Annotated in this window: 25 protein-coding genes; 15 read left to right on the top strand and 10 right to left on the bottom strand. The window is 54.2% G+C overall.

Features of this window, described 5'->3' with window-relative positions; translation table 11 throughout:
- Window positions 1-79 precede the first annotated feature (79 nt).
- A complete protein-coding gene (locus BM261_RS05555; protein WP_074896062.1) occupies window positions 80-1,057 on the bottom strand; it encodes a class 1 fructose-bisphosphatase in 978 nt (325 codons plus the stop codon).
- A gap of 233 nt (window positions 1,058-1,290) precedes the next feature.
- On the opposite strand from BM261_RS05555, the gene yajC reads away from it, so the two are divergent.
- The 7 genes from yajC to BM261_RS05515 all read left to right on the top strand — a co-directional run bounded on the left by yajC (window position 1,291) and on the right by BM261_RS05515 (window position 8,712).
- Window positions 1,291-1,590, top strand: coding sequence for a preprotein translocase subunit YajC (gene yajC / locus BM261_RS05550; protein WP_074896059.1), 300 nt, complete (start codon window positions 1,291-1,293; stop codon window positions 1,588-1,590).
- A gap of 74 nt (window positions 1,591-1,664) precedes the next feature.
- Complete coding sequence (gene secD / locus BM261_RS05545; protein WP_074896056.1) at window positions 1,665-3,512, top strand: protein translocase subunit SecD; 1,848 nt, start codon at window positions 1,665-1,667, stop codon at window positions 3,510-3,512.
- 2 nt (window positions 3,513-3,514) lie between these two features.
- Window positions 3,515-4,450: a protein translocase subunit SecF gene (gene secF / locus BM261_RS05540; protein WP_074896053.1), complete on the top strand. Its 936-nt coding sequence runs from the start codon at window positions 3,515-3,517 to the stop codon at window positions 4,448-4,450.
- Window positions 4,451-4,737: 287 nt separating this feature from the next.
- Window positions 4,738-6,213, top strand: coding sequence for an anthranilate synthase component I (gene trpE, locus BM261_RS05535; RefSeq protein WP_074896050.1), 1,476 nt, complete (start codon window positions 4,738-4,740; stop codon window positions 6,211-6,213).
- A 225-nt stretch (window positions 6,214-6,438) separates the two neighbouring features.
- Window positions 6,439-6,726, top strand: coding sequence for a GIY-YIG nuclease family protein (locus BM261_RS05525; protein ID WP_107145223.1), 288 nt, complete (start codon window positions 6,439-6,441; stop codon window positions 6,724-6,726).
- 209 nt (window positions 6,727-6,935) lie between these two features.
- Complete coding sequence (locus tag BM261_RS05520) at window positions 6,936-8,072, top strand: 5-(carboxyamino)imidazole ribonucleotide synthase (protein WP_074896040.1); 1,137 nt, start codon at window positions 6,936-6,938, stop codon at window positions 8,070-8,072.
- Window positions 8,073-8,223: 151 nt separating this feature from the next.
- Window positions 8,224-8,712 carry a GNAT family N-acetyltransferase gene (locus BM261_RS05515; RefSeq protein WP_074896037.1) on the top strand — a complete coding sequence of 163 codons (489 nt, stop codon included), beginning with the start codon at window positions 8,224-8,226 and terminating at the stop codon, window positions 8,710-8,712.
- 134 nt (window positions 8,713-8,846) lie between these two features.
- Here the strand turns inward: BM261_RS05515 and BM261_RS05510 are convergent, their stop codons facing one another.
- Entirely contained in the window at window positions 8,847-9,374 is a 528-nt protein-coding gene (locus tag BM261_RS05510; RefSeq protein ID WP_074896034.1) for a cytochrome b, read from the bottom strand.
- A 467-nt stretch (window positions 9,375-9,841) separates the two neighbouring features.
- Here BM261_RS05510 and rho point away from each other — a divergent pair, with 467 nt between their 5' ends.
- Window positions 9,842-11,101, top strand: coding sequence for a transcription termination factor Rho (gene rho, locus BM261_RS05505; RefSeq protein ID WP_003771621.1), 1,260 nt, complete (start codon window positions 9,842-9,844; stop codon window positions 11,099-11,101).
- 125 nt (window positions 11,102-11,226) lie between these two features.
- Here rho and BM261_RS05500 read toward each other — a convergent pair whose 3' ends face one another.
- The 4 genes from BM261_RS05500 to BM261_RS05485 all read right to left on the bottom strand — a co-directional run bounded on the left by BM261_RS05500 (window position 11,227) and on the right by BM261_RS05485 (window position 14,345).
- A complete protein-coding gene (locus BM261_RS05500; RefSeq protein WP_234404426.1) occupies window positions 11,227-11,697 on the bottom strand; it encodes a hypothetical protein in 471 nt (156 codons plus the stop codon).
- Window positions 11,698-11,831: 134 nt separating this feature from the next.
- Entirely contained in the window at window positions 11,832-13,094 is a 1,263-nt protein-coding gene (locus BM261_RS05495) for a DUF945 family protein (RefSeq protein WP_074896031.1), read from the bottom strand.
- A 133-nt stretch (window positions 13,095-13,227) separates the two neighbouring features.
- Entirely contained in the window at window positions 13,228-14,031 is an 804-nt protein-coding gene (locus BM261_RS05490; RefSeq protein ID WP_074896028.1) for a basic amino acid ABC transporter substrate-binding protein, read from the bottom strand.
- A gap of 65 nt (window positions 14,032-14,096) precedes the next feature.
- On the bottom strand, window positions 14,097-14,345 hold the full coding sequence (locus tag BM261_RS05485) for an NGO1151 family protein (protein ID WP_074896024.1): 249 nt from the start codon (window positions 14,343-14,345) through the stop codon (window positions 14,097-14,099).
- 65 nt (window positions 14,346-14,410) lie between these two features.
- Between BM261_RS05485 and BM261_RS05480 the strand changes: the two genes are divergently transcribed.
- The 6 genes from BM261_RS05480 (at window position 14,411) to BM261_RS12385 (ending at window position 20,925) form a co-directional block, all read left to right on the top strand.
- Window positions 14,411-15,133, top strand: a complete 723-nt coding sequence (locus BM261_RS05480; protein WP_074896020.1) for a hypothetical protein — start codon at window positions 14,411-14,413, stop codon at window positions 15,131-15,133.
- Window positions 15,134-15,191: 58 nt separating this feature from the next.
- Entirely contained in the window at window positions 15,192-15,926 is a 735-nt protein-coding gene (recO, locus tag BM261_RS05475; RefSeq protein ID WP_074896017.1) for a DNA repair protein RecO, read from the top strand.
- Between the two features lie 71 nt (window positions 15,927-15,997).
- On the top strand, window positions 15,998-16,615 hold the full coding sequence (gene scpB / locus BM261_RS05470; RefSeq protein ID WP_074896240.1) for an SMC-Scp complex subunit ScpB: 618 nt from the start codon (window positions 15,998-16,000) through the stop codon (window positions 16,613-16,615).
- 106 nt (window positions 16,616-16,721) lie between these two features.
- Window positions 16,722-17,789, top strand: a complete 1,068-nt coding sequence (locus BM261_RS05465) for a pseudouridine synthase (RefSeq protein ID WP_074896014.1) — start codon at window positions 16,722-16,724, stop codon at window positions 17,787-17,789.
- A gap of 73 nt (window positions 17,790-17,862) precedes the next feature.
- Complete coding sequence (locus BM261_RS05460; protein ID WP_074896011.1) at window positions 17,863-18,780, top strand: WG repeat-containing protein; 918 nt, start codon at window positions 17,863-17,865, stop codon at window positions 18,778-18,780.
- 78 nt (window positions 18,781-18,858) lie between these two features.
- Window positions 18,859-20,925 carry a J domain-containing protein gene (locus BM261_RS12385; RefSeq protein ID WP_114910504.1) on the top strand — a complete coding sequence of 689 codons (2,067 nt, stop codon included), beginning with the start codon at window positions 18,859-18,861 and terminating at the stop codon, window positions 20,923-20,925.
- Window positions 20,926-21,071: 146 nt separating this feature from the next.
- Here BM261_RS12385 and radA read toward each other — a convergent pair whose 3' ends face one another.
- The 4 genes from radA to BM261_RS05435 form a co-directional block, all read right to left on the bottom strand.
- Complete coding sequence (gene radA / locus BM261_RS05450; RefSeq protein ID WP_074896009.1) at window positions 21,072-22,457, bottom strand: DNA repair protein RadA; 1,386 nt, start codon at window positions 22,455-22,457, stop codon at window positions 21,072-21,074.
- An 80-nt stretch (window positions 22,458-22,537) separates the two neighbouring features.
- Window positions 22,538-23,092: a hypothetical protein gene (locus tag BM261_RS05445; protein WP_074895994.1), complete on the bottom strand. Its 555-nt coding sequence runs from the start codon at window positions 23,090-23,092 to the stop codon at window positions 22,538-22,540.
- Between the two features lie 120 nt (window positions 23,093-23,212).
- Window positions 23,213-23,935 (bottom strand): SDR family oxidoreductase, encoded by a 723-nt coding sequence (locus BM261_RS05440; protein WP_003771648.1) that lies wholly within the window; start codon window positions 23,933-23,935, stop codon window positions 23,213-23,215.
- Between the two features lie 91 nt (window positions 23,936-24,026).
- A complete protein-coding gene (locus BM261_RS05435; RefSeq protein WP_074895991.1) occupies window positions 24,027-25,166 on the bottom strand; it encodes a polyamine ABC transporter substrate-binding protein in 1,140 nt (379 codons plus the stop codon).
- Between the two features lie 319 nt (window positions 25,167-25,485).
- On the opposite strand from BM261_RS05435, the gene BM261_RS05430 reads away from it, so the two are divergent.
- Window positions 25,486-26,007 (top strand): RNA pyrophosphohydrolase, encoded by a 522-nt coding sequence (locus BM261_RS05430; protein WP_003771657.1) that lies wholly within the window; start codon window positions 25,486-25,488, stop codon window positions 26,005-26,007.
- The last annotated feature ends 153 nt before the right edge of the window (window positions 26,008-26,160 follow it).

Here is a 26,160-nt window from a genome sequence, read left to right as displayed (position 1 = left end):
AATTTGACACACAAACAAAGGCCGTCTGAAAACCGGTTTTCCCGTTTTCAGACGGCCTTTGTTATGCACGACGCAGCCGTTATCCTTGATGCAGGCTGTTCACATAATCCACTTCTTCGCGGCTGCCCAAAACCACGGCGACGCGCTGATGCAGGCCTTCCGGGCGGATGCTCAAAATATCTTGAACGGCATTGCTGGCCGCCCCGCCCGCCTGCCGCATAATCAGAGCCATCGGATTGGCTTCGTACATCAGGCGCAGCTTGCCCGGTTTGGACGGATCGCGCTTATCCTGCGGATACATAAACACCCCGCCGCGCATCAGGATGCGGTGCACTTCGGCCACCATGCTGGCCACCCAGCGCATATTGTAATTCTTGCCGCGCACGCCGGTTTCGCCTGCCAACAACTCGGCGATATACTGCTGGACGGGCGGCAGCCAATGGCGTTGGTTGGATGCGTTGATGGCGAATTCTTTGGTTTGCACCGGAACCTGCGGCTCTTGTTGCGTTAAGACGAAATCGCCGCCTTCGTTCAAAGTGAAAACATACACGCCGTGCTTGAAGGTAATCACCAACTGGGTTTGCGGGCCGTACAGCACATAACCCGCCGCCGCCTGGTTTTCGCCGCTTTGCAGGAAGGATGCGGTATCCAGCCTGCCTTCAGGCTTGGACAGGATGGAAAAAATCGTGCCGACGGAAATATTGACATCGATATTGGACGAACCGTCCAAAGGATCGAACAGCACCAGATAGCGGCCGTCTTCATGGCAGGCGACGAAGCTGTCTTCTTCCTCGCTGGCCAACCCTGCTACCTGCGGGTTCTGGCGCAACGCGCCTATCAGCAAATCATTGGCCAGCACGTCAAGCTTTTTCTGCTCTTCGCCCTGCACGTTGCCGCTGCCCGCCGTACCGAGCACGCCCGCAAGCGCGCCCAACCGCACCAGCCGGCCGATCTGCACGCAGGCGGAAACGACGGTTACCGCCGTTTCGCCCAGTTCGGGCGGCAGATTATGCCGGCGCAGGTGTTCGGGTAAAAATTGTGAGAAGGTGGTATTCATGGCTGCTCCCTATAGGTTCGGCATTCAGGCCGTCTGAAACAATCGAAGCCGCCGTTTATACCCTTTTCAGACGGCCTGAACAAGCCACAGCCGCCCTCATCCGCGCCTTTTTTCCGATTTTGCCGCGGCAAAAGGCGAAATTTCTTGGAAAAAATCCCGTCGGCCTTTAAAATACCCCGTTTCCTGCGGCATACAGCATGCCGCCGCCATTTCTCAAACCAAGGATAGAAACCATGATTGGACTAACTTATGCCGCAGATGCCGCACAACCCGGCGGATTGATGTCGTTTGCCCCGTTGGCACTGATTTTAGTGGCATTTTATTTTCTGATCCTGCGTCCGCAGCAGAAAAAATTTAAAGCCCACCAAGCCATGCTGGCCGAACTGAAAACCGGCGACAAAGTGATTCTGGCTTCCGGCTTTACCGGCAAAATCACCAAAGTCGGCGAAAAATTCTTCACTGTCGAAATCGCGCGCAACGTCGAAGTCGAAGTGGAACGCCATGCCGTGGCGGCTAAAAGGACCGATGCATAAGCCGTCAGAAGATTGATTCCGAACAGGCCGTCTGAAACCGGATTTTCAGACGGCCTCATCCCGAAGGTTTGATTATGAACCGTTATCCCTTGTGGAAATACCTGCTGGTTCTCGCCATACTCGGCCTGGGCCTGCTCTACACCCTGCCGAACTTCTTCGGCGACACCCTGGCGGTGCAGATTTCGACCAACCGCCAATCCCTCGCCATCAACAGCCAAACCGAAGCGCGCGTCAGCGAAGCCCTGCGTATGGCCAATATTCCCGATGACGGCATGTTCATCGCCAACGGCTCGTTGAAAGTGCGTTTCAAAGATTCGCAAACCCAAATGAAGGCGCGTTCGGTGATTGAAAGCACCTTGGGCGAAGGCTACATCACCGCCCTCAACCAAATCGCCAACACGCCCGAGTGGATGGCGAAAATCCGTGCCAACCCGATGTTCCTCGGCCTCGACCTGCGCGGCGGCGTGCATTTCACCATGCAGGTGGACATGAAGGCCGCGATGCAGAAAACCTTCGACCGCTACGCCGGCGACATCCGCCGCGAGTTGCGCCGCGAAAAAATCCGCGTCGGCACCATCGTGCAGAACGACAACAGCCTGGCCGTCCCCTTCCAAGACGAAGCCGACCTGAACAAAATCCTGCCGACGCTCAAAAATATGTTCCCCGAAGCCACGCTCACCAGCGACGGCAGCCGCCTGATTCTCACCCTTTCGGAACAGGCCGTGGACAATATCCGCAAACAGGCCGTGGCGCAGAACATCAATACCCTGCACAACCGTGTGAACGAATTAGGCGTAGCCGAACCGATTATCCAGCAGGCGGGTGTGGACCGCATCGTCGTGCAACTGCCCGGCGTGCAAGACACGGCCAAAGCCAAAGACATTATCGGCCGTACCGCCACGCTGGAAGTCCGCATGGTGAGCGACGACACCAACGCCCTTCAGGCGGCCTTGGACGGCAACGTACCCGAGGGCTACGAATTGCTGAACACTTCCGGCGATATGCCCCACCCCCTGCTGATTAGCAAACAAGTCGAGCTGACCGGGGAAGACATCGACGACGCACAGCCCGACCGCAACGAAACAGGCAAACCCGGCGTGAGCGTCAGCTTTAACAACTCCGGTGCCGCCATCTTCGCCGACCTGACGCGCAACAACGTCGGCAAACACATGGCGATGGTCCTAATCGACCAAGGTAAATCCGAAGTCATCACCGCACCGCAAATTAACGAACCGATTCCGGGCGGCAAAACGATTATCTCCGGCAGCATGTCGTTCGCCGAAGCGGAAGATATTTCCCTGCTGCTGCGTGCCGGTTCGCTGGCCGCGCCGATGGAAATCGTTGAAGAGCGCACCATCGGTGCCTCCCTCGGTGCGGAAAACATCAAAAAAGGCGTGGATTCCACGCTGTGGGGTTTTGCTGCAGTCGCCCTGTTCATGGTGGTTTACTACCGCCTGATGGGTGTCTTTTCCGTGATTGCGCTGGTCGCCAACATCCTGCTGCTGGTTGCCGCACTGTCTTTCCTCGGCGCCACCCTGACCCTGCCGGGCATCGCCGCCATGGCATTGACGCTGGGTATGGCAATCGACTCCAACGTGTTGATTAACGAACGTATCCGCGAAGAACTGCGCGACGGTGCCAAACCGCAGGCCGCAATCTTTGAGGGCTACAAACACGCTTGGGACACCATTGTCGATTCCAACATCACCTCGCTGATTGCCGGCATCGCCCTGCTGCTGTTCGGCTCCGGCCCAGTGCGCGGCTTTGCCGTGGTGCACTGTCTGGGCATTCTGACCTCGATGTTCTCGTCGGTCGTCGTATCCCGTATGTTCGTCAATCTGTGGTACGGACGCAAACGCAAACTGCAAAGCATCTCCATCGGCGGCGATATCAAACCGGCCGTGGCTGCGGATAAGGAGTAACCATGGAACTGTTCCGTTTCAAACGCGATATCCCGTTTATGAAATACGGCAAGCTGACGACATTCATCTCGTTGGCCACCTTCATACTTGCCGTGTTTTTCCTTGCAACAAAAGGCCTGAACTATTCGGTGGAATTCACCGGCGGCACGGTTATGGAAGTCGAATACGCGCAAGCCGCGGAAGTCGATAAAGTGCGCGATAGCCTAAACAGCCTGCAACTGGGCGAAATTCAGGTTCAGGCCTTGGGAACCAACAAACACTTGATGATCCGCCTGCCGAACAAAGCAGGCACCACATCGGCCCAGCTTTCCAACCAAACCATGGACATCCTGAAGAAACAGGATGCCTCGGCCAAACTGCGCCAAGTGGAATTCATCGGCCCGCAAGTCGGCGACGAGTTGGTGCATAACGGCCTGATTGCATTGGGCATGGTGGTGGTCGGCATCATCATCTACCTGTCGATGCGTTTCGAATGGCGTTTCGCCGTCTCGGCCATCATCGCCAACATGCACGACGTCATCATCATCCTCGGCTGTTTCGCTCTCTTCCAATGGGAATTTTCCCTGACCGTATTGGCGGGCGTGCTGGCGGTGTTGGGTTATTCTGTAAACGAATCGGTGGTCGTGTTTGACCGTATCCGCGAAAACTTCCGCAAAGGTGCGATGCGTAACCACACCGTGCCAGAAGTCATCGACAACGCCATTACCGCCACCATGAGCCGTACCGTCATCACCCACGGCTCTACCGAAGCGATGGTTATCTCCATGCTTTTGTTCGGCGGTGCGGCACTACACGGTTTCTCCATGGCACTGACCATCGGCATCGTCTTCGGCGTTTATTCTTCCGTACTCGTCGCCAGCCCGCTGCTGCTGTTATTCGGCCTCAGCCGTGAGAACATCGGCCGCGTCAGAGAGAAAAAAGAAGAAGCCGTCGTCTAAAACGACCGGCCGTATACGAAGGCCGTCTGAAAAGGAACCATCCGTTTTTCAGACGGCTTTTTCCTTTCAGACGGCCTTATTCACCACCAAGCGATAAACTGTTATACTCTTCACATTTTTTAACATCCATGGCACGTCGAGCGGATAACTGCGCTTGACGATACCCGGCTGCCAATCAAAGCCGGTTCGAATAGCGTAGCGAAGTACCACCGCGCTGAAGCCATAATCGGGTTCGTCCGCACTATATTGCCAGGCCGTCTGAAACATCCGCTTCAACGGAGTGAAACATGATCAGCAAACAAGAATACCAAGCCCAAGCCGTCCAAGGCTACAACCGCATCCCGCTCGTTCAAGAACTCCTTGCCGACTTGGATACGCCGCTTTCCCTCTATCTCAAACTCGCCAACCGCCCCTATACCTACCTGCTCGAATCCGTTGTCGGCGGCGAACGTTTTGGCCGCTATTCCTTTATCGGACTGCCTTGCAGCCACTATCTCAAAGCCAGTGGAAAACACGTCGATGTTTATCAAAACGGCGAAATCGTCGAGCAACACGACGGCAATCCGCTGCCCTTTATCGAAGCCTTCCACAACCGCTTTAAAACACCCGAAATCCCAAGTCTGCCGCGCTTTACCGGCGGATTGGTCGGCTACTTCGGTTACGAAACCATCTACAATTTCGAACATTTCGCCCACCGCCTGAAAAACACCGCCAAAGCCGACCCGCTCGGCACGCCCGACATTTTGCTGATGCTGTCGCAAGAGTTGGCGGTTATCGACAATTTGAGCGGCAAAATCCACCTCATCGTTTACGCCGATCCCTCGCAGCCCGACGGCTACGAACGCGCCCGCGAACGCCTCGAAGACATCCGCACCCAATTGCGCCAAAGCTGCGCCATCCCGCTCTCGCTCGGCAGCAAACACACCGAAGCCGTCAGCGAGTTCGGCGAAGAACCGTTCAAAGCCTGCGTCGATAAAATCAGAGACTACATCTTCGCAGGCGATTGTATGCAGGTCGTCCCCAGCCAGCGCATGAGCATGGAATTTACCGACAGCCCGCTCGCCCTCTATCGCGCCCTGCGCACGCTCAACCCTTCGCCTTATCTCTTTTACTACGATTTTGGCGATTTCCACATTGTCGGTTCCTCGCCCGAAATCCTCGTCCGCCGCGAACGCAACGACGTCATCGTCCGTCCCATCGCCGGCACGCGCCTGCGCGGCAAAACCCCCGCCGAAGACCTTGCCAACGAGCAGGATTTATTAAGCGACGCCAAAGAAATCGCCGAACACGTCATGCTTATTGATTTAGGGCGCAACGACGTCGGCCGCATCAGCAAAACGGGCGAAGTCAAAGTAACCGACAAAATGGTGATTGAAAAATACTCCCATGTGATGCACATCGTTTCCAACGTCGAAGGCCGTCTGAAAGAGGGTATCACCAACATGGACATCCTCGCCGCCACGTTCCCCGCCGGCACACTCTCCGGCGCACCCAAAGTCCGCGCCATGGAAATCATCGAAGAAGTCGAACCGAGCAAACGTGGCATCTACGGTGGCGCTGTCGGCGTCTGGGGTTTCAACAACGACATGGACTTGGCAATCGCCATCCGTACCGCCGTCGTGAAAAACAACTCGCTATACGTCCAAAGCGGAGCAGGTATCGTCGCCGACTCCGACCCGACCTCCGAATGGCAGGAAACGCAGAACAAAGCCCGAGCAGTGGTTCGGGCGGCGCAGATGGTGCAGGAGGGGTTGGATAGGTAGACTTGGAGTTTTCAGACGGCCTTTAAGGAATCAACAAGCCGTCTGAAAATCCAAACAATAAGCAACAATCGTTTGATTAGAACAGCTACCTTTACTGTGTCATTCCCGTGCAGGCGGGAATCCAGAAATTTAAAATTATGGGAATCTCTAAATATTTCTGAAAGATTGAGGCCTGGATTCCCGCCTACGCGGGAATGACGGATTAAAGTTTTTTGCAGAAACATGATGCAACCTGCCGTTTACATACTCGCCAGCCAAAGAAACGGAACGCTGTATATCGGTGTAACATCCAATCTTATCCAACGTGTTTACCAACATAGAGAACATTTGGCGCAAGGATTTACAAATCAGCATCATGTAACCATGTTGGTTTGGTATGAACTGCATTCCACGATGGAACACGCCATTACCAGGGAAAAGCAACTGAAAAAATGGAATCGGCAATGGAAGCTGCGCCTTATTGAAGAGAAAAATCCAGGTTGGCAGGATTTATGGTTTGAGATTATTAAATAACCATCATTTCCATAAAACATGTAATTTAACCTTGGTACCCCTTGAATTTCGTCATTCCCGCGCAGGCGGGAATCCAGACTCTTAGGTTTCAGGAATCTTTAAACATTGCAGGGTATTTACCCTCTGGATTCCCGCCTGCGCGGGAATGACGGATTAACGGTTTCAGACGACCAGAAATAAACAGCAGAACACAGACAGATTAAAACACCATGAACAAATCCCCCATCCTCCCTCCTTCCATGCTCGGCATCCTCGGCGGCGGCCAATTAGGCAGAATGTTTGCCGTTGCCGCCAAAACCATGGGCTACAAAGTGACCATTCTCGACCCCGATCCGAACGCGCCGGCGGCGGAATTTGCCGACCGCCATTTGTGCGCGCCGTTTGACGACCCTGCCGCGTTGGACGAATTGGCAAAATGCGCGGCTGTTACCACCGAATTTGAAAACGTCAATGCCGACGCGATGCGCTTTCTGGCAAAACATACCAACGTTTCCCCCAGCGGCGACTGCGTTGCCATCGCGCAAAACCGTATTCAGGAAAAAGCGTGGATACGCAAAGCGGGATTGCAAACCGCGCCGTATCAAGTGGTTTGCCGTTCAGACGACATCAGCGAAGAAAGCGCGCAATTTTTGCCCGGCATCCTGAAAACGGCTACTTTGGGCTACGACGGCAAAGGTCAAATCCGCGTCAAAACGGTGGACGAACTCAAAGCCGCGTTTGCCGAACACGGCGGCGTGGATTGCGTTTTGGAAAAAATGGTGGATTTGCGCGGCGAGATTTCCGTTATCGTATGTCGTCTGAACAATGAAAACGTGCAAACCTTCGACCCCGCCGAAAATATCCACGAAAACGGTATCTTGGCTTATTCCATCGTCCCCGCGCGGCTGAGTGCCGACGTGCAGCAACAGGCGCGGCAGATGGCGCAACGCTTGGCGGACGAATTGGACTATGTCGGCGTGTTGGCGGTGGAAATGTTTGTCGTCGGCGACACGCATGAATTGGTCGTCAACGAAATCGCCCCGCGCCCGCACAATTCCGGCCACCATACGCTGGATGCCTGCGCCGCAGACCAGTTTGAGCAGCAGGTGCGCATTATGTGCAATCTGCCGCCCGCCGACACCAAGTTGCTTTCTTCATGCTGCATGGCGAATATTTTGGGCGACGTCTGGCAGGAAGACGGCGGCGAACCGAATTGGCTGCCGTTGCAAAGCAATCCGAATGCACACCTGCACTTATACGGCAAAAAAGCCGCGCGGAAAGGGCGCAAAATGGGGCATTTCACCGTTTTGTCCGCCGATGCCGACGACGCATTTGCCGCCGCTCAAAAACTGCACAGTGCTTTGTAAATCTTTTCAGACGGCATGAAACATAACCGGGCCGTCTGAAAAATCAGTACCGCTGATGCGTAAACGCTTGCACACGGCCTTTTTTCAGACAGTTCAAACACATTTCCCATATTCTAAGGCCGTCTGAAAACTGAAATACACAGGAAACATCATGGCCATCCTTACCCTTCTGCGTTCGGCACAACCTGCCGACTGCCACGACATTTATCATGTTCACGAATATGCCGTGCAATACACCTGCCGCCACGGCTACGATCCCGTGGTACTGGAAGCATGGCGCGAACTGCTGGCTCCCGAGAGTTATTTGGAAACCCTGTCCGATCCGAAGCGGGAACTGTGGGTGGCTGAATACAAAGGCAATATCCAAGGCTTTTTCCAGCTTGATTTGAAAGAGGCACAACTGGACGCGCTGTATGTCCATCCCTTCGTCCACAACCAAGGGCTGGGCACTGCCCTCCTGCATAAAGCGGAGGCACTCGCCGTCAATGCCGGCCTGAGCTTTATCAAACTCTATGCCTCCAATAACTCGATCAGCTTCTACCGCCTCAACGGATACGATTCGCTGGGCAAGGCCGAACTGCGCCTCAACCCCTCGGTAACCGTAGGCTGCGAACTGATGCGGAAAAACCTGGAAGACTGATAAGCCCCGCCCGTTCCGTTCACATTCCAGCCAGGCAATAATATGAATCTCGATACTTAAGAAAAATCACAAAAGGCCGTCTGAAAATCCGAAATCCGGTTTTCAGACGGCCTTTTCAAAACCAGGGCGGCAGGCTACGAACGGCGGCCCAACATACGCGGCAACACATTATTGCCCTGCATACGGTGCACAATAACCATCGCAATATGCCCCGCTACCAAAACAAACAGTAGCCAAGCCATCTTACCGTGCAACATATTGCCCAGATTCGCCATCCATTCAACCTTTTCCGGCGTACCCTGCATCACCTGCAAGCCAAACACCTTCAACGGCCCGCGACCGCTGCCGTATTGTCTAATCATGCCGACCAGCGGCACAAACAACATCAGCGCATACAATGCCAAATGCCCCAGCTTGGCCGCCGCACTGTCGGCGGGCGGGCGTTTGCCCATATTGGCAGCCGCCCATAGGATACGGACGACGATCAACACCATCAAAATAAAGCCGAACGATTTATGCAGGCCGTAAAGACTGCCGACCCAGTCGGCCTCGGTCAGATTCCAAATAATTGCCGTTACCAGCATTACAACAAAACAAGCAGCCATCAACCAATGCAGCAGGCGGCTGACGGTACCGTAATAGCGGAAAGAATCAGGTGTCATGGAGGTTCCTTTAAAATTTTGTTTTTCATCAAATATGCAGATAGGGGGGCAGTGTAAAGGAAATCTCGGCGACAACAAACCTGCCGTACGGTAAAGCTGCATTTCCCATTAGTAAACCAAACCAAAAATCAAATACCTAAAATGATGTTTAATCACTTTACAGCCAACCCAAATAGCATCCCTATCCCGACAGGCCGTCTGAAAACATACCGCCCGAACCGAATGCCGCCACGGCATTTCAACGCTTTTGAGACACCGTTATTTTTCAGACGGCCTTCTTGACAGCCCGCCCCACACTACATAAAATGCAGCCCGCTAATCCGCCGCTTCCGTCGGCGGTTCCCATTTTTCAAAATTCAATTTCCATATTTCCAAATACAAAACCATCACTATCCACCCTCCGACCACTTTTTTCAGACGGCCTCACGCGCCGTATTTCCGCTTATACTGACTACAAAAACAATCTTATGCACGTCTCCGAACTACAAACCCAACATATTTCCAAACTTCTGGAACAAGCCGAACAACTCGGCATCGAAAACGCCAACCGACTGAGAAAACAAGATTTGGTTTTCGCCATCGTCCGCCAATTGATGCGCCAAGGCGAAGATTTTAACTGCTCCGGCACCTTGGAAATCCTGCCCGATGGCTTCGGCTTCCTGCGCAGCGCCGACACCTCATATCTCGCCGGCCCGGACGACATCTACGTCTCGCCCAACCAAATCCGCCGTTTCAACCTCCATACCGGCGACACCATCGAAGGCACCGTTCGCGTACCGAAAAACGACGAACGCTACTTTGCCCTCGTCCGCCTCGATTCCATCAATGGCGACCACCCCGAAGTCTGCAAACACAAAATCCTCTTTGAAAACCTTACCCCGCTCTTCCCAACCAAACAATTCAAGTTGGAACGCGACATCAAGGCGGAAGAAAACCTCACCAGCCGCGCCATAGACCTCGTCTCCCCAATCGGACGCGGACAGCGCGCACTTTTGGTTGCCCCTCCGAAATCAGGCAAAACCGTGATGCTGCAGAACATCGCCCATGCCATCACCGCCAACTACCCGGATGCCGAACTCATCGTCCTGCTGATTGACGAACGCCCGGAAGAAGTAACCGAAATGAGCCGTTCCGTACGCGGCGAAGTCGTCTCCTCCACTTTCGACGAACCCGCCACCCGCCACGTCCAAGTGGCCGAAATGGTGATTGAAAAAGCCAAGCGCATGGTAGAACACAAAAAAGACGTGGTTATCCTGCTTGATTCGATTACCCGCCTTGCCCGCGCCTATAACACCGTCGTCCCCGCATCGGGCAAAATCCTGACCGGCGGCGTGGATGCCAACGCCCTGCACCGCCCCAAACGCTTCTTCGGTGCCGCCCGTAATGTTGAAGAAGGCGGCTCACTGACCATCATCGCCACCGCCTTAGTGGAAACCGGCAGCCGTATGGACGATGTGATTTACGAAGAATTTAAAGGTACGGGCAATATGGAGCTGCATCTCGACCGCCGCATGGCCGAAAAACGCCTGTTCCCCGCCATTAACATCAACAAATCCGGCACCCGCCGCGAAGAACTACTGGTACCGAACGACCAATTGCAACGCATGTGGCTGTTACGGAAATTCCTGCACCCAATGGACGATTTGGAAGCCACCGAATTTTTAGTGGACAAACTCAAAGCCTCGAAGGACAACAACGATTTCTTCGAACTGATGCGGGGCAAATAAAGCAAAGGCAGTCTGAAATATTTTCAGACGGCCTTTCGATTCAATGTGTGGTTCGAAATAAAAACAATATAAGCGGATTGGCGACTGCCGCTTTGGACTTTTCGGCCTGCCCGCCGCAATGCTTCCTAACTCCCCCCGTTAATGCACAAAGACTCTATTTTTCCCGCTCGCGGAAAGTGAATGGTGTAACGTCCTTTATCCATGATTTCCGCAAAGCTAAATCCGCCTTCGTCATTACCACCTATCCTTCCCACTTCCAATGCAACCTTTTTGCCCTTCGGATTTTTCACCACCACATCAGGACTGATTGGTTCAAATGAAAGCAACAAACCCGTATCTGTCGGGCTGTCAAAATAATATACCGCACCGCCGCGCTTGATTTGTAAAGGCTTAGACAAACAACCTGTCTCATCCAAGGGTAATTTTTGAGTTGCTGAAGCGTACGCCGAGCTGCACCATCCTAAAGCCAACAGCAAAATAATTTTTGAAGATTTCACAAAATATCCTTCATTATTTTCAAATAAAAAATATGGCATCCACAGCAGAGGAATTTGACACTGAAACGGGGCAATCTGATTGCCGCAACCGTACATCATAAGTATCAAATCAATCCGCCATGAATTGCCATACTTTTGATTGAACAGCCTATTTTATTCGCATAGGCCGTCTGAAACAAAGTTTTCGTCAGTCGGACAGTCGATTGGCGAAATTAAAACGAAATCCAACCTGCTTATTTACTGCGTTTGACAATCAGCTTGTCGGTCGTAACTTCGCCATCCAGTGCGGTAGCCAATTCTTTCACGGTTGCCTCTACATCGGTTGAACCATCGCCTATTCCGTAAACAGCCATCAGCTTCAATATTCCTTCGATAAATTTCTTATCGACTTCGACAGCCGCGTTGTATTTCAATTTTTCTATCACGGCCTGCTCCAACTGCTGGTCGTTTTCATAGGCAATAGGCGGCAATGAGGCATCTGCATCGGCCTTCGCCATGCTGCCGTCCAAGTAAATCTGGTTGCCTTTACTGTCTACCTTGAGGCCGGATTTCAACAGCAGTTTGACAATTTCCTTCATTTCGGTCTGTGATTGTTCCGGACTCAAGCACTCTTGTCCTTCTCGCTCCAAGAAGGCGTTAGCACGTTCAACAGCCTCTCCGTTCAAATCTTGCAGGCTGAAGTTTTGCTGTATGCGGTCGAACTTGGCCTGATTAACCTCAATATCGCCAATGGTGTTACGGCTGGCAAATGTGAACTTGCCGTCTTTAATCGTTTGCTCGCTTTCACTCTTAACATTATTTACCTTCAAATTGAAGTCTGGGCTCTCTACTTTGAATGAACCTAGAGAAAAAATCGCGGTTCCGTTCTGCGGTTTTACAACCTGGCCCATAATGGTATCCGTGCTGTATTTCAAATTATTCATTTGAATAAGGAATTTCCCTTCCTCGGCAGCTTTGATGTTTTCCATAGAAACAGAGGGGGAGTCAAAATCGAATTTGCTCAAATAATAGCGTTGATCTGCTTTTCCGCCGGAAATATTGGAAGTTACAGTATCCCAGCTAACTTTCATCCCCGCCTCATCGTCTTGATACGAGCTTGCGGGAGCAGTCAGCTTACTATTAAATTCACCTACCCAAGAAATATCGGTATCGCCGTTGAACAGGAGAAATTCTTTGCCATTTTCCACAACCAGATAAAGCTTGCTTTTCATGTTGTAACCGCTCAGGCCGCGCGTGATCACGTCCTCACCGCGCAAGGACAATTTGTCCTCCGTATTGCACAGATCAGGAGTAAATTCGCCCGTCCACGAAGCTTTGCCCGATGTCACGCCCATATCGAATTCTTTAAGCGTGATTTTCAGACGTTTGTCCGCTTTGGGATTGTTTTGGAAATAAAAATCCTGCTTCAGTTTTTTATCGGCATAAACACTGCCGCCGACAGCTCCGCCGCCCAAGATGGCGATTCCGACCAATGTTGCAATAACGGTTTTTTTCATGCTTTATTCCTTAGTTAAGTATTTCGGCTGTGCCGCTTGATTGTTATACCATCCAGACTGTTTCAGCATACAAGGCCGTCTGAAAATATTTCTTTCAGACGGCCTCAATCAGGCATCGTGGTAATTAGCCCTTTTATTTGGCAAAATATTTATCGGCAATTTTATCGTATTCGCCAGATTCGCGTACTTTTTTCAGTGCGTCGTTCAGCATTGCAACTGTCGCTGTATCGCCTTTACGCACGGCAAATCCATAGTTTTCCTCGGTAAAATCGGGAATTTCAACCATAGAAAAGCCTTTGCTGCCGTTATTTTTAATGTAGTTGGCAATTACCGCGCTGTCGCTGATTACCGCATCCAAGCCGCCGTTTTCCAGCTCTTTGGTTACCAAAATAATGTTTTCAAAACGGGCGATTTTAGTGCTGTCCGAACCGAGGGTTTTGCTGGCAGCCAAGTCGCCGGTCGTACCGGTTACCACGCCTACTTTATTGACCTGTTTCAAATCCTCAGCCGATTTGATGGTTTTACCCTGCGGCACCAAAATCACTTGGGTAATTTTGTAATATGGATCGGAAAAATCCATGGTTTGTTTGCGGTCGTCGGTAATGGTTACCGCAGAAGCCAGGATATCGACATCGCCGTTGCCCAATGCGGGGAACAGACTGTCCCACGGCTGATGTTTAAACTCAACTTTAAAATTACCCGCCTTAGCCATGGCATTGACCAAATCGACATCAAAGCCTTGGATATTGTTTGCACTGTCCATAAATTCAAACGGCGCAAATTCGGCATTCATAGCAACACGGTAAACCTTCTCGCCGCCTTGCGCACCCGCCGGAGCCGATGCCTGACCCTGGCTTTGGTTTTGACCCTGACCGCCGCAGGCAGCCAGTAATGCGGAACAAGCCAATGCTGTTGCCAACCATTTTTTCATGCTCATGTTTGTTTCCTTTACTCGATTTTTATTCAGTTTTAAAGTACCGCTTGTTTTATTTTAGCACGAATTTACTCTTTTTCACGGAAAAACGCATAAGTAACGTCATGAAACAAATCGACATGCGGGCTGTCTTCGTAAACCAATTCATTTACCGCATCTTCAAATGCCAGCTGCACGGACTCCACCACATCTTGCGCAAGCTCTGTCGGCAACCCGCGGAGCATGCCTTTGAATGCCGCAACCAGCACCTTGTTCTGCATTTTCAACGCCTCATTGGCCTCTTCCAAATACTCCAAACGACGTTCGATATCTTCCATCACCGAACACTCCTTATATTCTGTTAAAATGGGCGGCATTATAAGCCGTACTGACGAAGATAACCATGTCGAACAAACAACCCGAATGGGAAAAAAAACTACAACAAATGCGCGCCAAACGCGACAGCCGCCCGTCTGAGCAGCCTGAAACACACACTGTCCCTGCTCCCGCACCGACACAAGCAACAGAAAAAAAACACCACCTGCACGCCGAATTCAAACGGCAGGTCATGAAAAATTATCTGAAAAGCTGGCAGGCCCGGCACAATGCCGCACTGGCCGGCGAGCTGACAGAAACCGACACCACCGTTCTGCTGGAAGAAGACTGGCTGAACGCGCAAAACGCCCTGCAAGGCAACATCAAACCGGAAGACATCCAGGAAAAGCAGACCGTCTGGCTTAACCCCAAACGTCAATCCGCGCAAACGCCTATCGCCGAAGAGCCGGAGGAAAATGCCGACAGCACCGAAGCCGTGCCCGCCCTGGCCGACATCCCCGTCAACGTAAACGTCTTAAATCCGCAGGGTGTACCGGGCAACCGCCCTGTGTTCTGCCTGTCGGAACAAGAACTTATCGACCGTCTGATGCAGCGTCTGATGCCTCACCTGACCGATGCTGTAAACGGAGTCGTCCGCACCGCCATCACCCGCCAGGCCGCCAACCTGAACCAACAGCTTTATCAGGCTGTTACCTCGGAAACACCCGAATTGGTGAAAGACATCCTCGACTACAACCTGAAAAACGTCCTTACCGAACTGAAATACGACGTAAAATACAACAGCAAATAACCGCAAGGCCGTCTGAAAAACACCTGCAAACCGCTTTTCAGACGGCCTCGTCCGCACCATGTCCGACCGCAACCACCGCATCAACCACGAACCCGTTTTCCTGCTGAATGCCGTACCCTGGCGTGAAAGCAGCCTGAGGCTCGAAGTATTCAGCCGACGTTACGGCCGCGTCGCCCTGCTGGCACGCAGCGCGCGTAAAAGGCAGAGCGAACTGCGCGGTATCTTGGTCCCGTTCGTCCCCATCGACGCATCATGGTACGGCAACACCGAACTCAAAACCCTGCACCGCGCCGAATGGTTGGGCGGCTGGCCCCAACCGCAAGGCAGGGCCCTCTTCAGCGGCCTGTACCTGAACGAACTGGTTTGGAAACTGACCGCGCGCGAAGACCCGCATCCGAAGCTATACGACGCGCTGGCCGAAGCACACCGGGAAATCTGCACCCGAAACAACCATGTTGCCGCCCTGCGCTGCTTCGAATGGCGGCTGCTGACCGAACTGGGCTACGCCCCCGACCTGCTGCACGACGCCGACGGAGCAGCAGTAGAAGCGGAAAAACAATATCTGCTGCAAGCCGAACAAGCCCCGCTGTTGCTGGCATCGGCACCGAATACTGCAAACAGCATCACCGCAAACGGCAGCACTCTGCTGCAACTGCACGCAGGCCGTTTCGACAACGGCGAAAGCCTGCAACAGGCATTGCAAATCACCAGGATGCTGCTGGATTTCCGCCTGCCGGAAGGCATCAAATCACGCCGCATCCTGCAACAAATACAGGCTTTTCAGACGGCCTGAACCACTGGAAACCCTTTTTCAGACGGCCTCCCCGACTATATATGGAAGGCCGTCTGAAAACCGAAAACATCATGAATAACACGCTTCCCCCGGATACACTTATCGAAGCCGCCCTGCTGACCCAAACCGAACCGCTGAGCGAAAAAGCCATGCGCGAACTGTGCGTGCCGCCGCTGTCGGCCGACAAGCTCATAGACGTGCTGGCCACCTTGAAAACCCGCTGGCAAAACCGCGCCCTGCAACTGGTGCATACCCACGAAGGCTGGCGGTTCCAAATCGCGCAAGCCGCATTCGAACGGCTCGGCAGCCTGCAGGAACAGCGTGCGCCGCGATATTCCCGCGCCGTAATGGAAACACTGGCCATCATCGCCTACCAGCAGCCTGTAACGCGCGGCGACATCGAAAACATACGCGGTGTGGCCGTTTCGCAAAACATCATGCAAACCTTGCAAGACCGCGGCTGGATAGAAGTCATCGGCCACCGCGACAGCATAGGCCGCCCCGCCCTGTGGGCAACCACACCCGCCTTTTTGATCGACCTTCAGTTGGAAACGCTGGAACAACTGCCGCCGCTGACCGAATTGGGCGAACTCGTCCTGCCCGAAGCGTTTCCCCAAGACGGCGCAACGGAACAGGAAGACAATGAATCCGAATCGGATTGGGATACGCAGTCGGAGAAAGAACCATAACCGGCAAAATCCGCATCCGTCCCAAGATACCCGCCAAAACTATTATTAACCCATCCTGCCGCGCAAGCCGCAGAAGAACCCGCCATCCGGCGGGTTGGAGAACATTATGACCAAAAAAACAATCAGCAAACGACAATGGCGCGACGGCGTATCCGCCAAACCGAAAAACAGCCGCAGGCCGTCTGAAAACACGGCAGCGAAGGCAAAAAGGCCGTCTGAAAAGCCTGCGTCAGGCCGTGCCGCCGTGCAGAGGCCGTCTGAAAACAAAACGTCAAACCGTTTTGAAAACCGCACCGAAGCACCGAAGCAGCATGCCGCCAAAGCAAAAAAACTGGTCGTCCGCAACCCGAACCGCAAAATCATGGAACGCGCGCGCGATTTGAAAGAACGCCGCAGCGATTTGTCGCGCATGGAACCCGAACGCCTGCAAAAAGTGCTGGCCGCCTCAGGCGTCGGTTCGCGCCGCGAAATGGAAGATTGGATTAACAACGGCTGGGTAACGGTCAACGGCAAAACCGCGCAGTTGGGCGATAAAATCACGCCCGACGACCAAGTGCTGGTCAAAGGCAACATCATCAAACTCAAATGGGCAGACCGCCTGCCGCGCATCATCTTGTATTACAAACAAGAAGGCGAAATCGTCTCCCGCGACGACCCGCAAGGCCGCGTCAGCATCTTCGACCGCCTGCCTCAGGCCGCCAGCAGCCGCTGGGTCGCCATCGGCCGCTTGGACATCAACACCAGCGGCCTGCTGATTCTGACCACCTCGGGCGAACTGGTGCAGCGTTTCGCCCATCCGCGCTTCGAGGTGGAACGCGAATATGCGGTGCGCACGCTGGGCGGCCTGACGACCGAACAAATGCGGATGCTGACCGATGAAGGCATCATGCTCGAAGACGGCTTGGCCAAAGTGGAGCACATCCGCGAACAAGGCGGCGAAGGCGTAAACAAATGGTACAACGTCGTGATTAAAGAAGGCCGCAACCGCGAAGTACGGCGCATATTCGAATACTTCGATTTGACGGTCAGCCGCCTGGTCCGCATCGGCTTCGGCCCCATCGGCCTGCCCAACCGCTTGAAGCGCGGCCAGTTTTACGAACTGAATCCGGCCGAAGTGGCCAACATTGTGAAATGGGCCGATATGGGGCTGCCCGGAGAGCGGCGGCGCAGATAAGGCCGTCTGAAACACCCGGCCATCTGCTTTATTTTCAGACGGCCTTCAACCCATCTCCCACCAAGTATCGAACATGACCAAAATATCATTAAGCCTCTGCATCCTGTTGCCGTCTGCCGCCGTTTCCGCCTTCTCCATCCGCCCGCTGACGGCGCCGGCAGGCTACACTTTAAAGGAAACCGTCTGCCGCACGCACACAATGCAGCAAGACGGCTTCCGCTTCGACAAACAACCGCCGCACTCCTATCTGGTCCGACGCGGCGGCTCGTTCCGCATCGTGTTCCCCGACGGCCGCGCCGCTTCCGACACCGCTTACCGCAACGCAAAATGCGCCGAACCCTACGGCTACATCCTGCAAAATTCAAACGGCAAATGGGGGATGACGGATACCGACGATCAAACCATGCTGCCGTTCGAATACGAAGACATCGACTCCGTCAACCGCCAATATGCCGCTGCCAAACGAAACGGCGGCTACGGCCTGATAGAAATCAGACCGAACGGCACACCCGCCGTATCCGCCCCATTCGTGTGGCAGCAAATCCGCCCGGGTTACGAACATTACCGCCTCACCCACCTCCAAGTGCGGCAAAACGGCAAATGGGGCATTGCCGATTTGAAAGGGCGCGTCCTGATTGCCCCGCGTTATCAAGATGTCGGCCCGCTTGCCGAAAACCGCCTGCCGTTCAAACAAAACGGCAAATGGGGGCTGGCCGACGGCAAAGGCCGCCAAATCCTGCCGCCCTCGCTCGGCCATATTTCCGATTTCCGGCACGGCTTGGCGATTTTGTCCAACCGTTCCGACGGGCAACGCGATAAAAACACCCGCTACGGCTATATCGACCGCCAAGGCAAAATCGTCCAGCCCGCGCGCTTCACCGCCGCCTCGCCGCTGGCGGAAGAGATAGACAAACGCATATACGGCCGTGCAACAGACGCGCAGGGGCAACACTGGAAAATAAGCCCTTCCGGACAGGCTGAAAAAGACTGATTAACCAACCCGCCCCAACCGGCCGTCTGAAAACAAAATCCTACTTTCAGACGGCCTTTCCCTTAAAAGCAAAGCAATATGGACTGTTGGCAAATACTGGGCATAGAACCCACCAATGACGAACGCGCCATCAAACGCGCCTACGCCAAACAACTGAAAACCACCCGCCCCGACGACGACGCGGCAGCCTACCAACGACTGCGCGAAGCCTTCGACTACGCCCTCGCCGTCGCCCCCCATATCTATATCGATGCAGACGGGGATGAAGACGAAGATACCAACGGCGATATATGGCCGTCTGAAAACCACGGACAACCCGAAACAGGGCAAACCGGCTGTTCAGACGGCATATCCGCCATTCCCCCTGCTTGGGAAAACGGCAACAACGGCAACGGCGATGAAGAAACCGTCGAGAGGCCGTCTGAAAGCCCGTTTGACGGCACATCCGCTGCTTCCGATACAGATAAAGCCTTTTCAGACGGCCGCAACATACACAGCCCCGAATACCTATCATCCAAACTGGAGCAATGGTTCAACGAAGCGGGCAGCGAAGGGCTGCTTCACAGGCTCGGCGAATTCCGCGCCTCACTGGACAGAATGTCTTGGGACGAGGAGGAGCAAATGTCGCGCTACTGCCTCGACTTCCTGCACAAACACGACATTACCCACCCCCTCTTGTGGTCGGAATGGTCGGACACTTTCGGCTGGCCCCAAGAAAGCGCGGCCGATACGGACGAAGGTTTTTCAGACGGCCCCTATGCCGCAATATTGCCCGAAGAGCTTGAAACCCGGCTGGAAGAATGGTTTGAACAGGGCGGCTGCGACAGCCTGCTGAAGCACCGCGAACAAATTTTCGCCATGCTCGACCAAATGCCTTTGGGCGGCAGCGAAGAAGCATCGTATATGTGCGCCGCCTTCCTGCGCCGGCACGACATTTACGACCGGCCACTGTGGCTAGAATGGTCGGATTATTTCGGCTGGCACGAAGACAAGCACGGCCGGATTCTCACACCCGTCGAAATGATGCGGCTGCAGAACTTTCGCGAAAACGCAGTCCTCTCCCGCCTGCTTGCCCGCTCCGACGACGAAACCCGTTTTAGTGCCGAACCCGACCCCATCCCCTACACCCGCGCTTTCGACCGCTTCCTCGGCAGACGGCCCGGCTTTTTCAGGCAACAGCTTGCCGGCTTGGCCGCCGTTTTATCCTGGCCGAACTTATCGTCCGAAACCACACAAGAGCAGCGCGAAGCCCTTGTCTTCTCCCATTTTTCACTCTACGACCTCTTGCAAGGAGGGAAAACCGGCTACGGGGCGTGGGTAGTCATTCTCGGACTGCTGCTGTTCACCACCCTGTTGTTTACCGTCCAAAACCGAGCATTTCCCGATTTGCTGGCTACAGTCATTCAAACTTCTGTAGTTGCCGGCATAATCGCCCTCCTGCATAGTTGGTTATGGAATATCGCCGCACCCCGTTGGCAAACATTCAAATACCACCCTATTACTGCGCTAATCTACCTGTTTGCCATGCCCGCCGTCACGATTGCCATTCAATTTTTCCCCTTACGCAACACCCCGGAGCCGACATTCCTTATCCTCACTTTGATACCACTTGTTTCATGGACTTATTACCTTTCCCGTTACAAAATGGCGTGGGTTGTCGTCTCCTTGTCTATGACCGGCTTCATCGCCTTCGCTTGGTCGTTATTAAACGATCTGGAGTCGGTGTCCGAAGAATTCCGCATCGCCTCTTATTGCGCCATCCTGCTGTGGTTCAACTCCGCCCTCTACCTGCTTGAGCACAAACGAAACTGGCTCGCCGCCGTCGAACGCCCGATCAACCTCCTATTGAACGGGCAGGCCTCCCGCCTGCAACAGCCGTTCTGCGCCCTGTATGCCGCTGCCGTCTGGCCGCTGCTGTTGCCGGCCCACGTTGCCCGCACAGTGCAAAACGGCCATTTGGGCACGGTGCTGGAAATTGCCGCTATCGGCCTGTTTTTGATGCTGCTCATTCCCGACAGTCTCTATCCTTACGGCTTCCTGCTGTTCTATCCTGCCATGATGCTGGCAGCCTGGCTGCGCCGCTACTCCATGCGCGGGCTGCTGAAACTGATGCGGCGTTACCCTGCCGCCGACGGCCAAACTTAGTCCGCCGTATCTGCCCGGACATTTGTCTGCCGCCCAAGCAGGCCAACCCTTCAGCAGACATCGGCAGAAATCAAAAGGCCGTCTGAAAGCCCGACTTCAAGGAAGTCCGAAGCTTTTCAGACGGCCTTTTGATGCCCTATCGAAACCTACGCCGAGTTTTCCGCATCGCGGCAGATTTCGATGGCTTCCTGAAGGCTGGAAACGCCGAAGATTTTTAGATTCGGAAACTCTTTTTCGTTGCGCGGCATATTGGCTTTGGGGACGATGGCGCGTTTGAAGCCGAGTTTTTCCGCTTCTTTGAGCCGCTCTTGTCCGCGTGCGACGGGGCGGACTTCGCCGCTTAGGCCGATTTCGCCGAAGGCGACCATTTTTTCGGGCAGCGGGCGGTTGCGGAAGCTGGAGAGCATGGCGAGGATGACGGCGAGGTCTGCGGCGGGTTCGCCGATTTTGACGCCGCCGACGGCGTTGAGGAACACGTCTTGGTCGAAGCAGGCGATGCCGCCGTGGCGGTTGAGAACGGCGAGCAGCATGGCGAGGCGGTTTTGTTCGAGGCCGACGGTGAGGCGTTTGGGGGTGAAGCCGTGTGCGTCATCGACCAATGCCTGAATTTCGACCAGAAGCGGGCGGCTGCCTTCCTGCGTGACCAAAACGCACGAGCCGGGCGTGTCGTCGCGGTAGCTGGCGAGGAAAATGGCGGACGGGTTGGACACACCTTTCAAACCGTTTTCGGTCATGGCGAACACGCCCAATTCGTTTGCCGCGCCAAAACGGTTTTTGATGGCGCGTATCATGCGGTAGTTGGAATGTTGGTCGCCCTCGAAATACAGCACGGTATCGACCATGTGTTCCAGCACGCGCGGGCCGGCAATCGCGCCGTCTTTGGTAACGTGTCCGACCAGTATCATGGCGATGCCCATCTGTTTCGCCATACGCGTCAGTTGGGCGGCACATTCGCGCACTTGCGACACGGAACCTGGGGCGGAAGTGATTTGGTCGGAATACATGGTTTGGATGGAGTCGATGACGACGACTTCGGGCTGATGCTGTTTCAAGGCCGTCTGAATCGCTTCCATGCGGATTTCGGCAAGCAGGTTCACGCCTTCGGTGGGCAGTTCTAAACGCTGCGCGCGCAGGGCGACTTGTTGGGCGGATTCTTCACCGGAAACGTACAGTACTTTGCGGCTTTGCGCCATTTTGGCGATGGTTTGCAACAGCAGCGTGGATTTGCCGATGCCGGGGTCGCCGCCGAGCAGGATAACCGCGCCGTCTACTAAACCGCCGCCCAATACGCGGTCGAGTTCACCCATACCGGTCGGATTGCGCGGCACTTCGGTGGCGGTAACGGCGGAGAGGGATTGGACGGTCGAGGTATCCGCCGCCCAAGATTGGAAGCGGGCGTTTTTCGGTTCGGGCGCGGCTAGGCTTTCCTGAAGTGTGTTCCACTCGCCGCAATGCGGGCATTTGCCTTGCCATTTCGGGGAAGTGCCGCCGCATTCGGTGCATTGGTAGATGGTTTTGGGGGCTTTTGCCATGTGTCGGTTTCCGCTATCGTGATGATGTTGGGAGGCCGTCTGAAAAACCGGTTCGGCGTTTTCAGACGGCCTGTTTGCGCTTATTGTTTTTGTGCCGTATTTTCCAGTGTATTAAGGAGTTTTTCTACATCTTGCCTAAAATAACTCATCCGATTGCCGCTTGCCTCATCGGTCAGTTCCAGCATACTCGGCTTGTTATCGACCACAAGCATCCTGACTTTGATCGTACTTTTCTTGCCGATTTCTTGTCTGTCCCGCTGTTCTTTGCCGTTTTTCACAACCCGATAATCGGTAACGGTCTGCCGCAACGCCTGCCGCTCTTCGTCGAATGTCCAAGTGAATTGCTGTTTGATGATAACGGGCTTGCCCTCGGCATTGACCGTCAGAATCATTGTGTCCACACCCGTCCCATCAGGATGCATGGTCGTCGTGTTAATCAGCGAACCTTCTTCATTTTCTGCCGCATTGCCCCAAAATCCGTACAAATCATTTTGTCCGACTTTGTCGGCAATGCGCATCCTGTCGGCCTGCCCGGCAGCGGGTTTCTGCTTGGGCGCGGCGGAAACGGGCGGGCTGAGGAATATCAGGCTTGACGAAACCATTAAGGCGGGCAAAATGCTTTTTAAAATCTTCATGCTGTTTTCTTCCGGCTAAATTAAATCAAAACGGCAAAGCCGTATGAGGGTGCTTATTTCAATGTGAGGCCGTCTGAAAAACGGTTAAGCGTTTTCAGACGGCCTTTTTCCGCTAACAGCCTACAAATAAACCGTTTCGCCGTTTCTGCCTTTGCTTTCGCTGCCCAACCAATAAATAAAGGCGGGCATGATGTCGGCCGGTTCGCGCCGTTCGCTTTTCGATTCGCCGGGGTGGGTTTTTTCCCGCTGCGGCGAGTTTACCGCGCCGGGAATCAAAATGTTGGCGCGCAGGTTGTCGAAGCGTTCCCATTCGTCGGCAATGCTGAGGGCGAGGTAGTTCACTGCCGCTTTCGATGCGCCGAACCCGCCCCAGTAGGCCTGCGCTTTTTCGCTGTGGCTTTCGCTGACGAAGAGGACGGATGCGTCGTCGGACTGTTTCAGCAGCGGGGTGAAGGCGCGGGTCAGCCCCATCGGGCCGACGGTGTTGATGCGGTATTGTTTCACCCAGTCGCCGACGGTTTGGAATTCGAGCGGGGACAAGGCGGTGAAGCAGCTCGCGCAGTGTACGATGCCGTCCAGCCGTCCGCCGGTGGCTTCGCCTATGGTGGCGGCCAGTTGGGCGAATTCGTTTTCTTCTGCCGTGAGGAGGTCGAAGCAGACGGCAAAAGGTTCGGGCGAACCGGCGGCAACGATTTCGTCGTACACTTTTTCCATGCGTTTTTGGCGGCGAGCCACCAGGATGACGGTCGCGCCTTCGGCCGCGCAGTGTTTCGCCACTTCCGCGCCTATGCCTTGCGAGGCTCCGGTTACCAAGATGGTTCTGCCGCTTAATTTTCCTGCCATGGCTGTTACTCCCGTTTTATTGAAGGTTGATAGGCTGTCGAGGCCGTCTGAAAAAGGTTTTTCAGACGGCCTCTTTGGTCTGTTGCCTTTGCTACTGCCCTGCTTTCAATTCCTGCCACAGTTTGGTTTGCAATTTGACGGTTTCCCGTGATTTGGGCAGGACGACGAAGCTGTTGGCCCGGACTTCGTCGTCGGGGAAGACCGACGGGTCGGCGGCATATTTCGGCTGCATCAGTTCGCGTGCCGGTTTGCTCGCCGGTGCGTAGGTGACGAAGTTGCCGTTTTTCGCCGCCACGTCGGCCTGAAGGGTGTAGTTGATGTATTTGTGGGCGTTGAGGACGTTGGCAGAATCACGCGGAATCATGAAGGAATCCACCCAAAGTCCGACGCCGGTTTTCGGGGTGAGCACGCGAAGTTTCACGCCGTTGCCCGCTTCTTCGGCACGGGTTTTGGCAATGTTCAAATCGCCGCCGTAGCCGATGGCGACGCACAGGTTGCCCGATGCCATGTCGTCGATGTAACCCGAAGAGGTAAAGCGTTTGATGTCGCCGCGCACTTTCCTCATCAAATCGGTGGCGGCTTCAATGTCGGCCGCTTCTTCGCTGTTGGGGTTTTTGCCCAGATATTTCAAGGCCAGCGGATATTGTTCGGTTGGGCTGTCGAAGAAGCTGATGCCGCAGTGTTTCAATTTGGCGGTGTATTCGGGGTTGAAAACCAGATCCCATTCGTTTTCCGGCCATTTATCGCCCAAAGCGGCTTTCACTTTGGCTTCGTTAATTGCCAGGGTGTTGATGCCCCAGAAATACGGTACGGCATATTTGTTGCCGGGATCGACCTGTTCCATCTGTTTGAGCAGTTCGGGATCGATGTTGCTGTAATTAGGGATTTTGCTTTTATCGATTTCCCGATAGGCACCGGCCTTGATTTGGCGGCCGATGTTGGAGATAGAGGGGGCAACCAGGTCGTAGCCGGAATTGCCAGTCAGCAGTTTGGCTTCCAAGGCTTCGTTGCTGTCGTAGAAATCGTAGCGTATCTTAACGCCTTCGGTCGCTTCGAATGCGGAAACAGTGTCAGGATCGACGTAATCCGACCAGTTGAAAATATTGAGTTTTTTTGTGGCGGCAGGCTGTTTGTCTGCGGCAGTATCCGCGCCGCCGGATGCTTGGTCGGAACCGCCGCAGGCTGCAAGCAGCAGGGCGCTCAGCACGAATGCCGGTAGTGTTTTTTTCATGGGTGTGTCCTTGGAGTGTGCGCAACCGCATCTTCCGGCCCAATTGCAGCCGGCTGAGGTTCCGCTGGGAAAAATGATTCCGCCTGCCGTATTTTCAACGGTTTCCGGCGCACCCCGCCGCGATCCTGAATGTCCTTCTCTCTCTTAACGGTGTTGTCGCGCATTAAACGGCAAAAGCCCGTACGATGCAAGCGGCTTTCGGGGTTTGGCCGACATTTTTTAACGGCCTGTTACGTTATCGATACGCTGCCGCTTGCTTTTCAGACGGCCTGTAATATGGGAAAATCGCCCGATTTGAAATTTGTACGAGGGCGGAATCATGTTGGACAGGGAAGGCTATCGCCCTAATGTCGGTATCATCCTCATCAACGGACAAAACCGTGTCTTCTGGGGCAAGCGGGTGCGCGAGCATTCGTGGCAGTTCCCGCAGGGCGGCATCAAGCCGGGCGAAAGCCCGGAAACGGCCATGTACCGCGAATTGATGGAAGAAGTCGGCCTGCTGCCGCACCATGTGAAAATCATCGGGCGCACGCGCGACTGGCTGCGTTATGACGTGCCGAACAACTGGGTACGGCGCGAATGGCGCGGCTCTTACCGCGGGCAGAAACAGATTTGGTATTTGTTGAAACTGGTCGGCCGCGAAAGCGATGTACACCTGCGCGCCACCAGCCACCCCGAATTCGACGGTTGGCGTTGGCACGATTACTGGGCACCGATAGACGAGGTTATCGAATTCAAACGCGGCGTTTACGAGGGCGCGTTGTCCGAACTGGCGCGTTTCTTAAAGAATTTGGAACCACGCGAAGTGTTTGAACGTAAAAAATTGGAAAATGCACGATAATCGGTTTTCCAATACATCAGGCCGTCTGAAAACACTGCGGGAAAAAATCCCCTGCCGTATTTTCAGACGGCCTTCCCTTTGCCCGCCGCTTTCTTCACTAACGGCCGGGCGATAAAACAGAAAACCCTGCATACCGTTCCGGTATGCAGGGTT

The sequence above is a fragment of the Neisseria elongata subsp. elongata genome, assembly GCF_900113545.1.
Taxonomy (GTDB): Bacteria; Pseudomonadota; Gammaproteobacteria; order Burkholderiales; family Neisseriaceae; genus Neisseria; species Neisseria elongata.
The sequence above is the reverse complement of the archived record's forward strand: the minus strand, read 5'-3'. Positions and strand labels throughout refer to the sequence as shown.

Excerpts from the sequence above, each read along its gene's own strand:
- BM261_RS05555 (WP_074896062.1), bottom strand. The coding sequence starts at position 1,057 with ATGAATACCACCTTCTCACAATTTTTACCCGAACACCTGCGCCGGCAT.
- yajC (WP_074896059.1), top strand. The coding sequence starts at position 1,291 with ATGATTGGACTAACTTATGCCGCAGATGCCGCACAACCCGGCGGATTG.
- secD (WP_074896056.1), top strand. The coding sequence starts at position 1,665 with ATGAACCGTTATCCCTTGTGGAAATACCTGCTGGTTCTCGCCATACTC.
- secF (WP_074896053.1), top strand. The coding sequence starts at position 3,515 with ATGGAACTGTTCCGTTTCAAACGCGATATCCCGTTTATGAAATACGGC.
- trpE (WP_074896050.1), top strand. The coding sequence starts at position 4,738 with ATGATCAGCAAACAAGAATACCAAGCCCAAGCCGTCCAAGGCTACAAC.
- BM261_RS05525 (WP_107145223.1), top strand. The coding sequence starts at position 6,439 with ATGCAACCTGCCGTTTACATACTCGCCAGCCAAAGAAACGGAACGCTG.
- BM261_RS05520 (WP_074896040.1), top strand. The coding sequence starts at position 6,936 with ATGAACAAATCCCCCATCCTCCCTCCTTCCATGCTCGGCATCCTCGGC.
- BM261_RS05515 (WP_074896037.1), top strand. The coding sequence starts at position 8,224 with ATGGCCATCCTTACCCTTCTGCGTTCGGCACAACCTGCCGACTGCCAC.
- BM261_RS05510 (WP_074896034.1), bottom strand. The coding sequence starts at position 9,374 with ATGACACCTGATTCTTTCCGCTATTACGGTACCGTCAGCCGCCTGCTG.
- rho (WP_003771621.1), top strand. The coding sequence starts at position 9,842 with ATGCACGTCTCCGAACTACAAACCCAACATATTTCCAAACTTCTGGAA.
- BM261_RS05500 (WP_234404426.1), bottom strand. The coding sequence starts at position 11,697 with ATGATGTACGGTTGCGGCAATCAGATTGCCCCGTTTCAGTGTCAAATT.
- BM261_RS05495 (WP_074896031.1), bottom strand. The coding sequence starts at position 13,094 with ATGAAAAAAACCGTTATTGCAACATTGGTCGGAATCGCCATCTTGGGC.
- BM261_RS05490 (WP_074896028.1), bottom strand. The coding sequence starts at position 14,031 with ATGAGCATGAAAAAATGGTTGGCAACAGCATTGGCTTGTTCCGCATTA.
- BM261_RS05485 (WP_074896024.1), bottom strand. The coding sequence starts at position 14,345 with ATGGAAGATATCGAACGTCGTTTGGAGTATTTGGAAGAGGCCAATGAG.
- BM261_RS05480 (WP_074896020.1), top strand. The coding sequence starts at position 14,411 with ATGTCGAACAAACAACCCGAATGGGAAAAAAAACTACAACAAATGCGC.
- recO (WP_074896017.1), top strand. The coding sequence starts at position 15,192 with ATGTCCGACCGCAACCACCGCATCAACCACGAACCCGTTTTCCTGCTG.
- scpB (WP_074896240.1), top strand. The coding sequence starts at position 15,998 with ATGAATAACACGCTTCCCCCGGATACACTTATCGAAGCCGCCCTGCTG.
- BM261_RS05465 (WP_074896014.1), top strand. The coding sequence starts at position 16,722 with ATGACCAAAAAAACAATCAGCAAACGACAATGGCGCGACGGCGTATCC.
- BM261_RS05460 (WP_074896011.1), top strand. The coding sequence starts at position 17,863 with ATGACCAAAATATCATTAAGCCTCTGCATCCTGTTGCCGTCTGCCGCC.
- BM261_RS12385 (WP_114910504.1), top strand. The coding sequence starts at position 18,859 with ATGGACTGTTGGCAAATACTGGGCATAGAACCCACCAATGACGAACGC.
- radA (WP_074896009.1), bottom strand. The coding sequence starts at position 22,457 with ATGGCAAAAGCCCCCAAAACCATCTACCAATGCACCGAATGCGGCGGC.
- BM261_RS05445 (WP_074895994.1), bottom strand. The coding sequence starts at position 23,092 with ATGAAGATTTTAAAAAGCATTTTGCCCGCCTTAATGGTTTCGTCAAGC.
- BM261_RS05440 (WP_003771648.1), bottom strand. The coding sequence starts at position 23,935 with ATGGCAGGAAAATTAAGCGGCAGAACCATCTTGGTAACCGGAGCCTCG.
- BM261_RS05435 (WP_074895991.1), bottom strand. The coding sequence starts at position 25,166 with ATGAAAAAAACACTACCGGCATTCGTGCTGAGCGCCCTGCTGCTTGCA.
- BM261_RS05430 (WP_003771657.1), top strand. The coding sequence starts at position 25,486 with ATGTTGGACAGGGAAGGCTATCGCCCTAATGTCGGTATCATCCTCATC.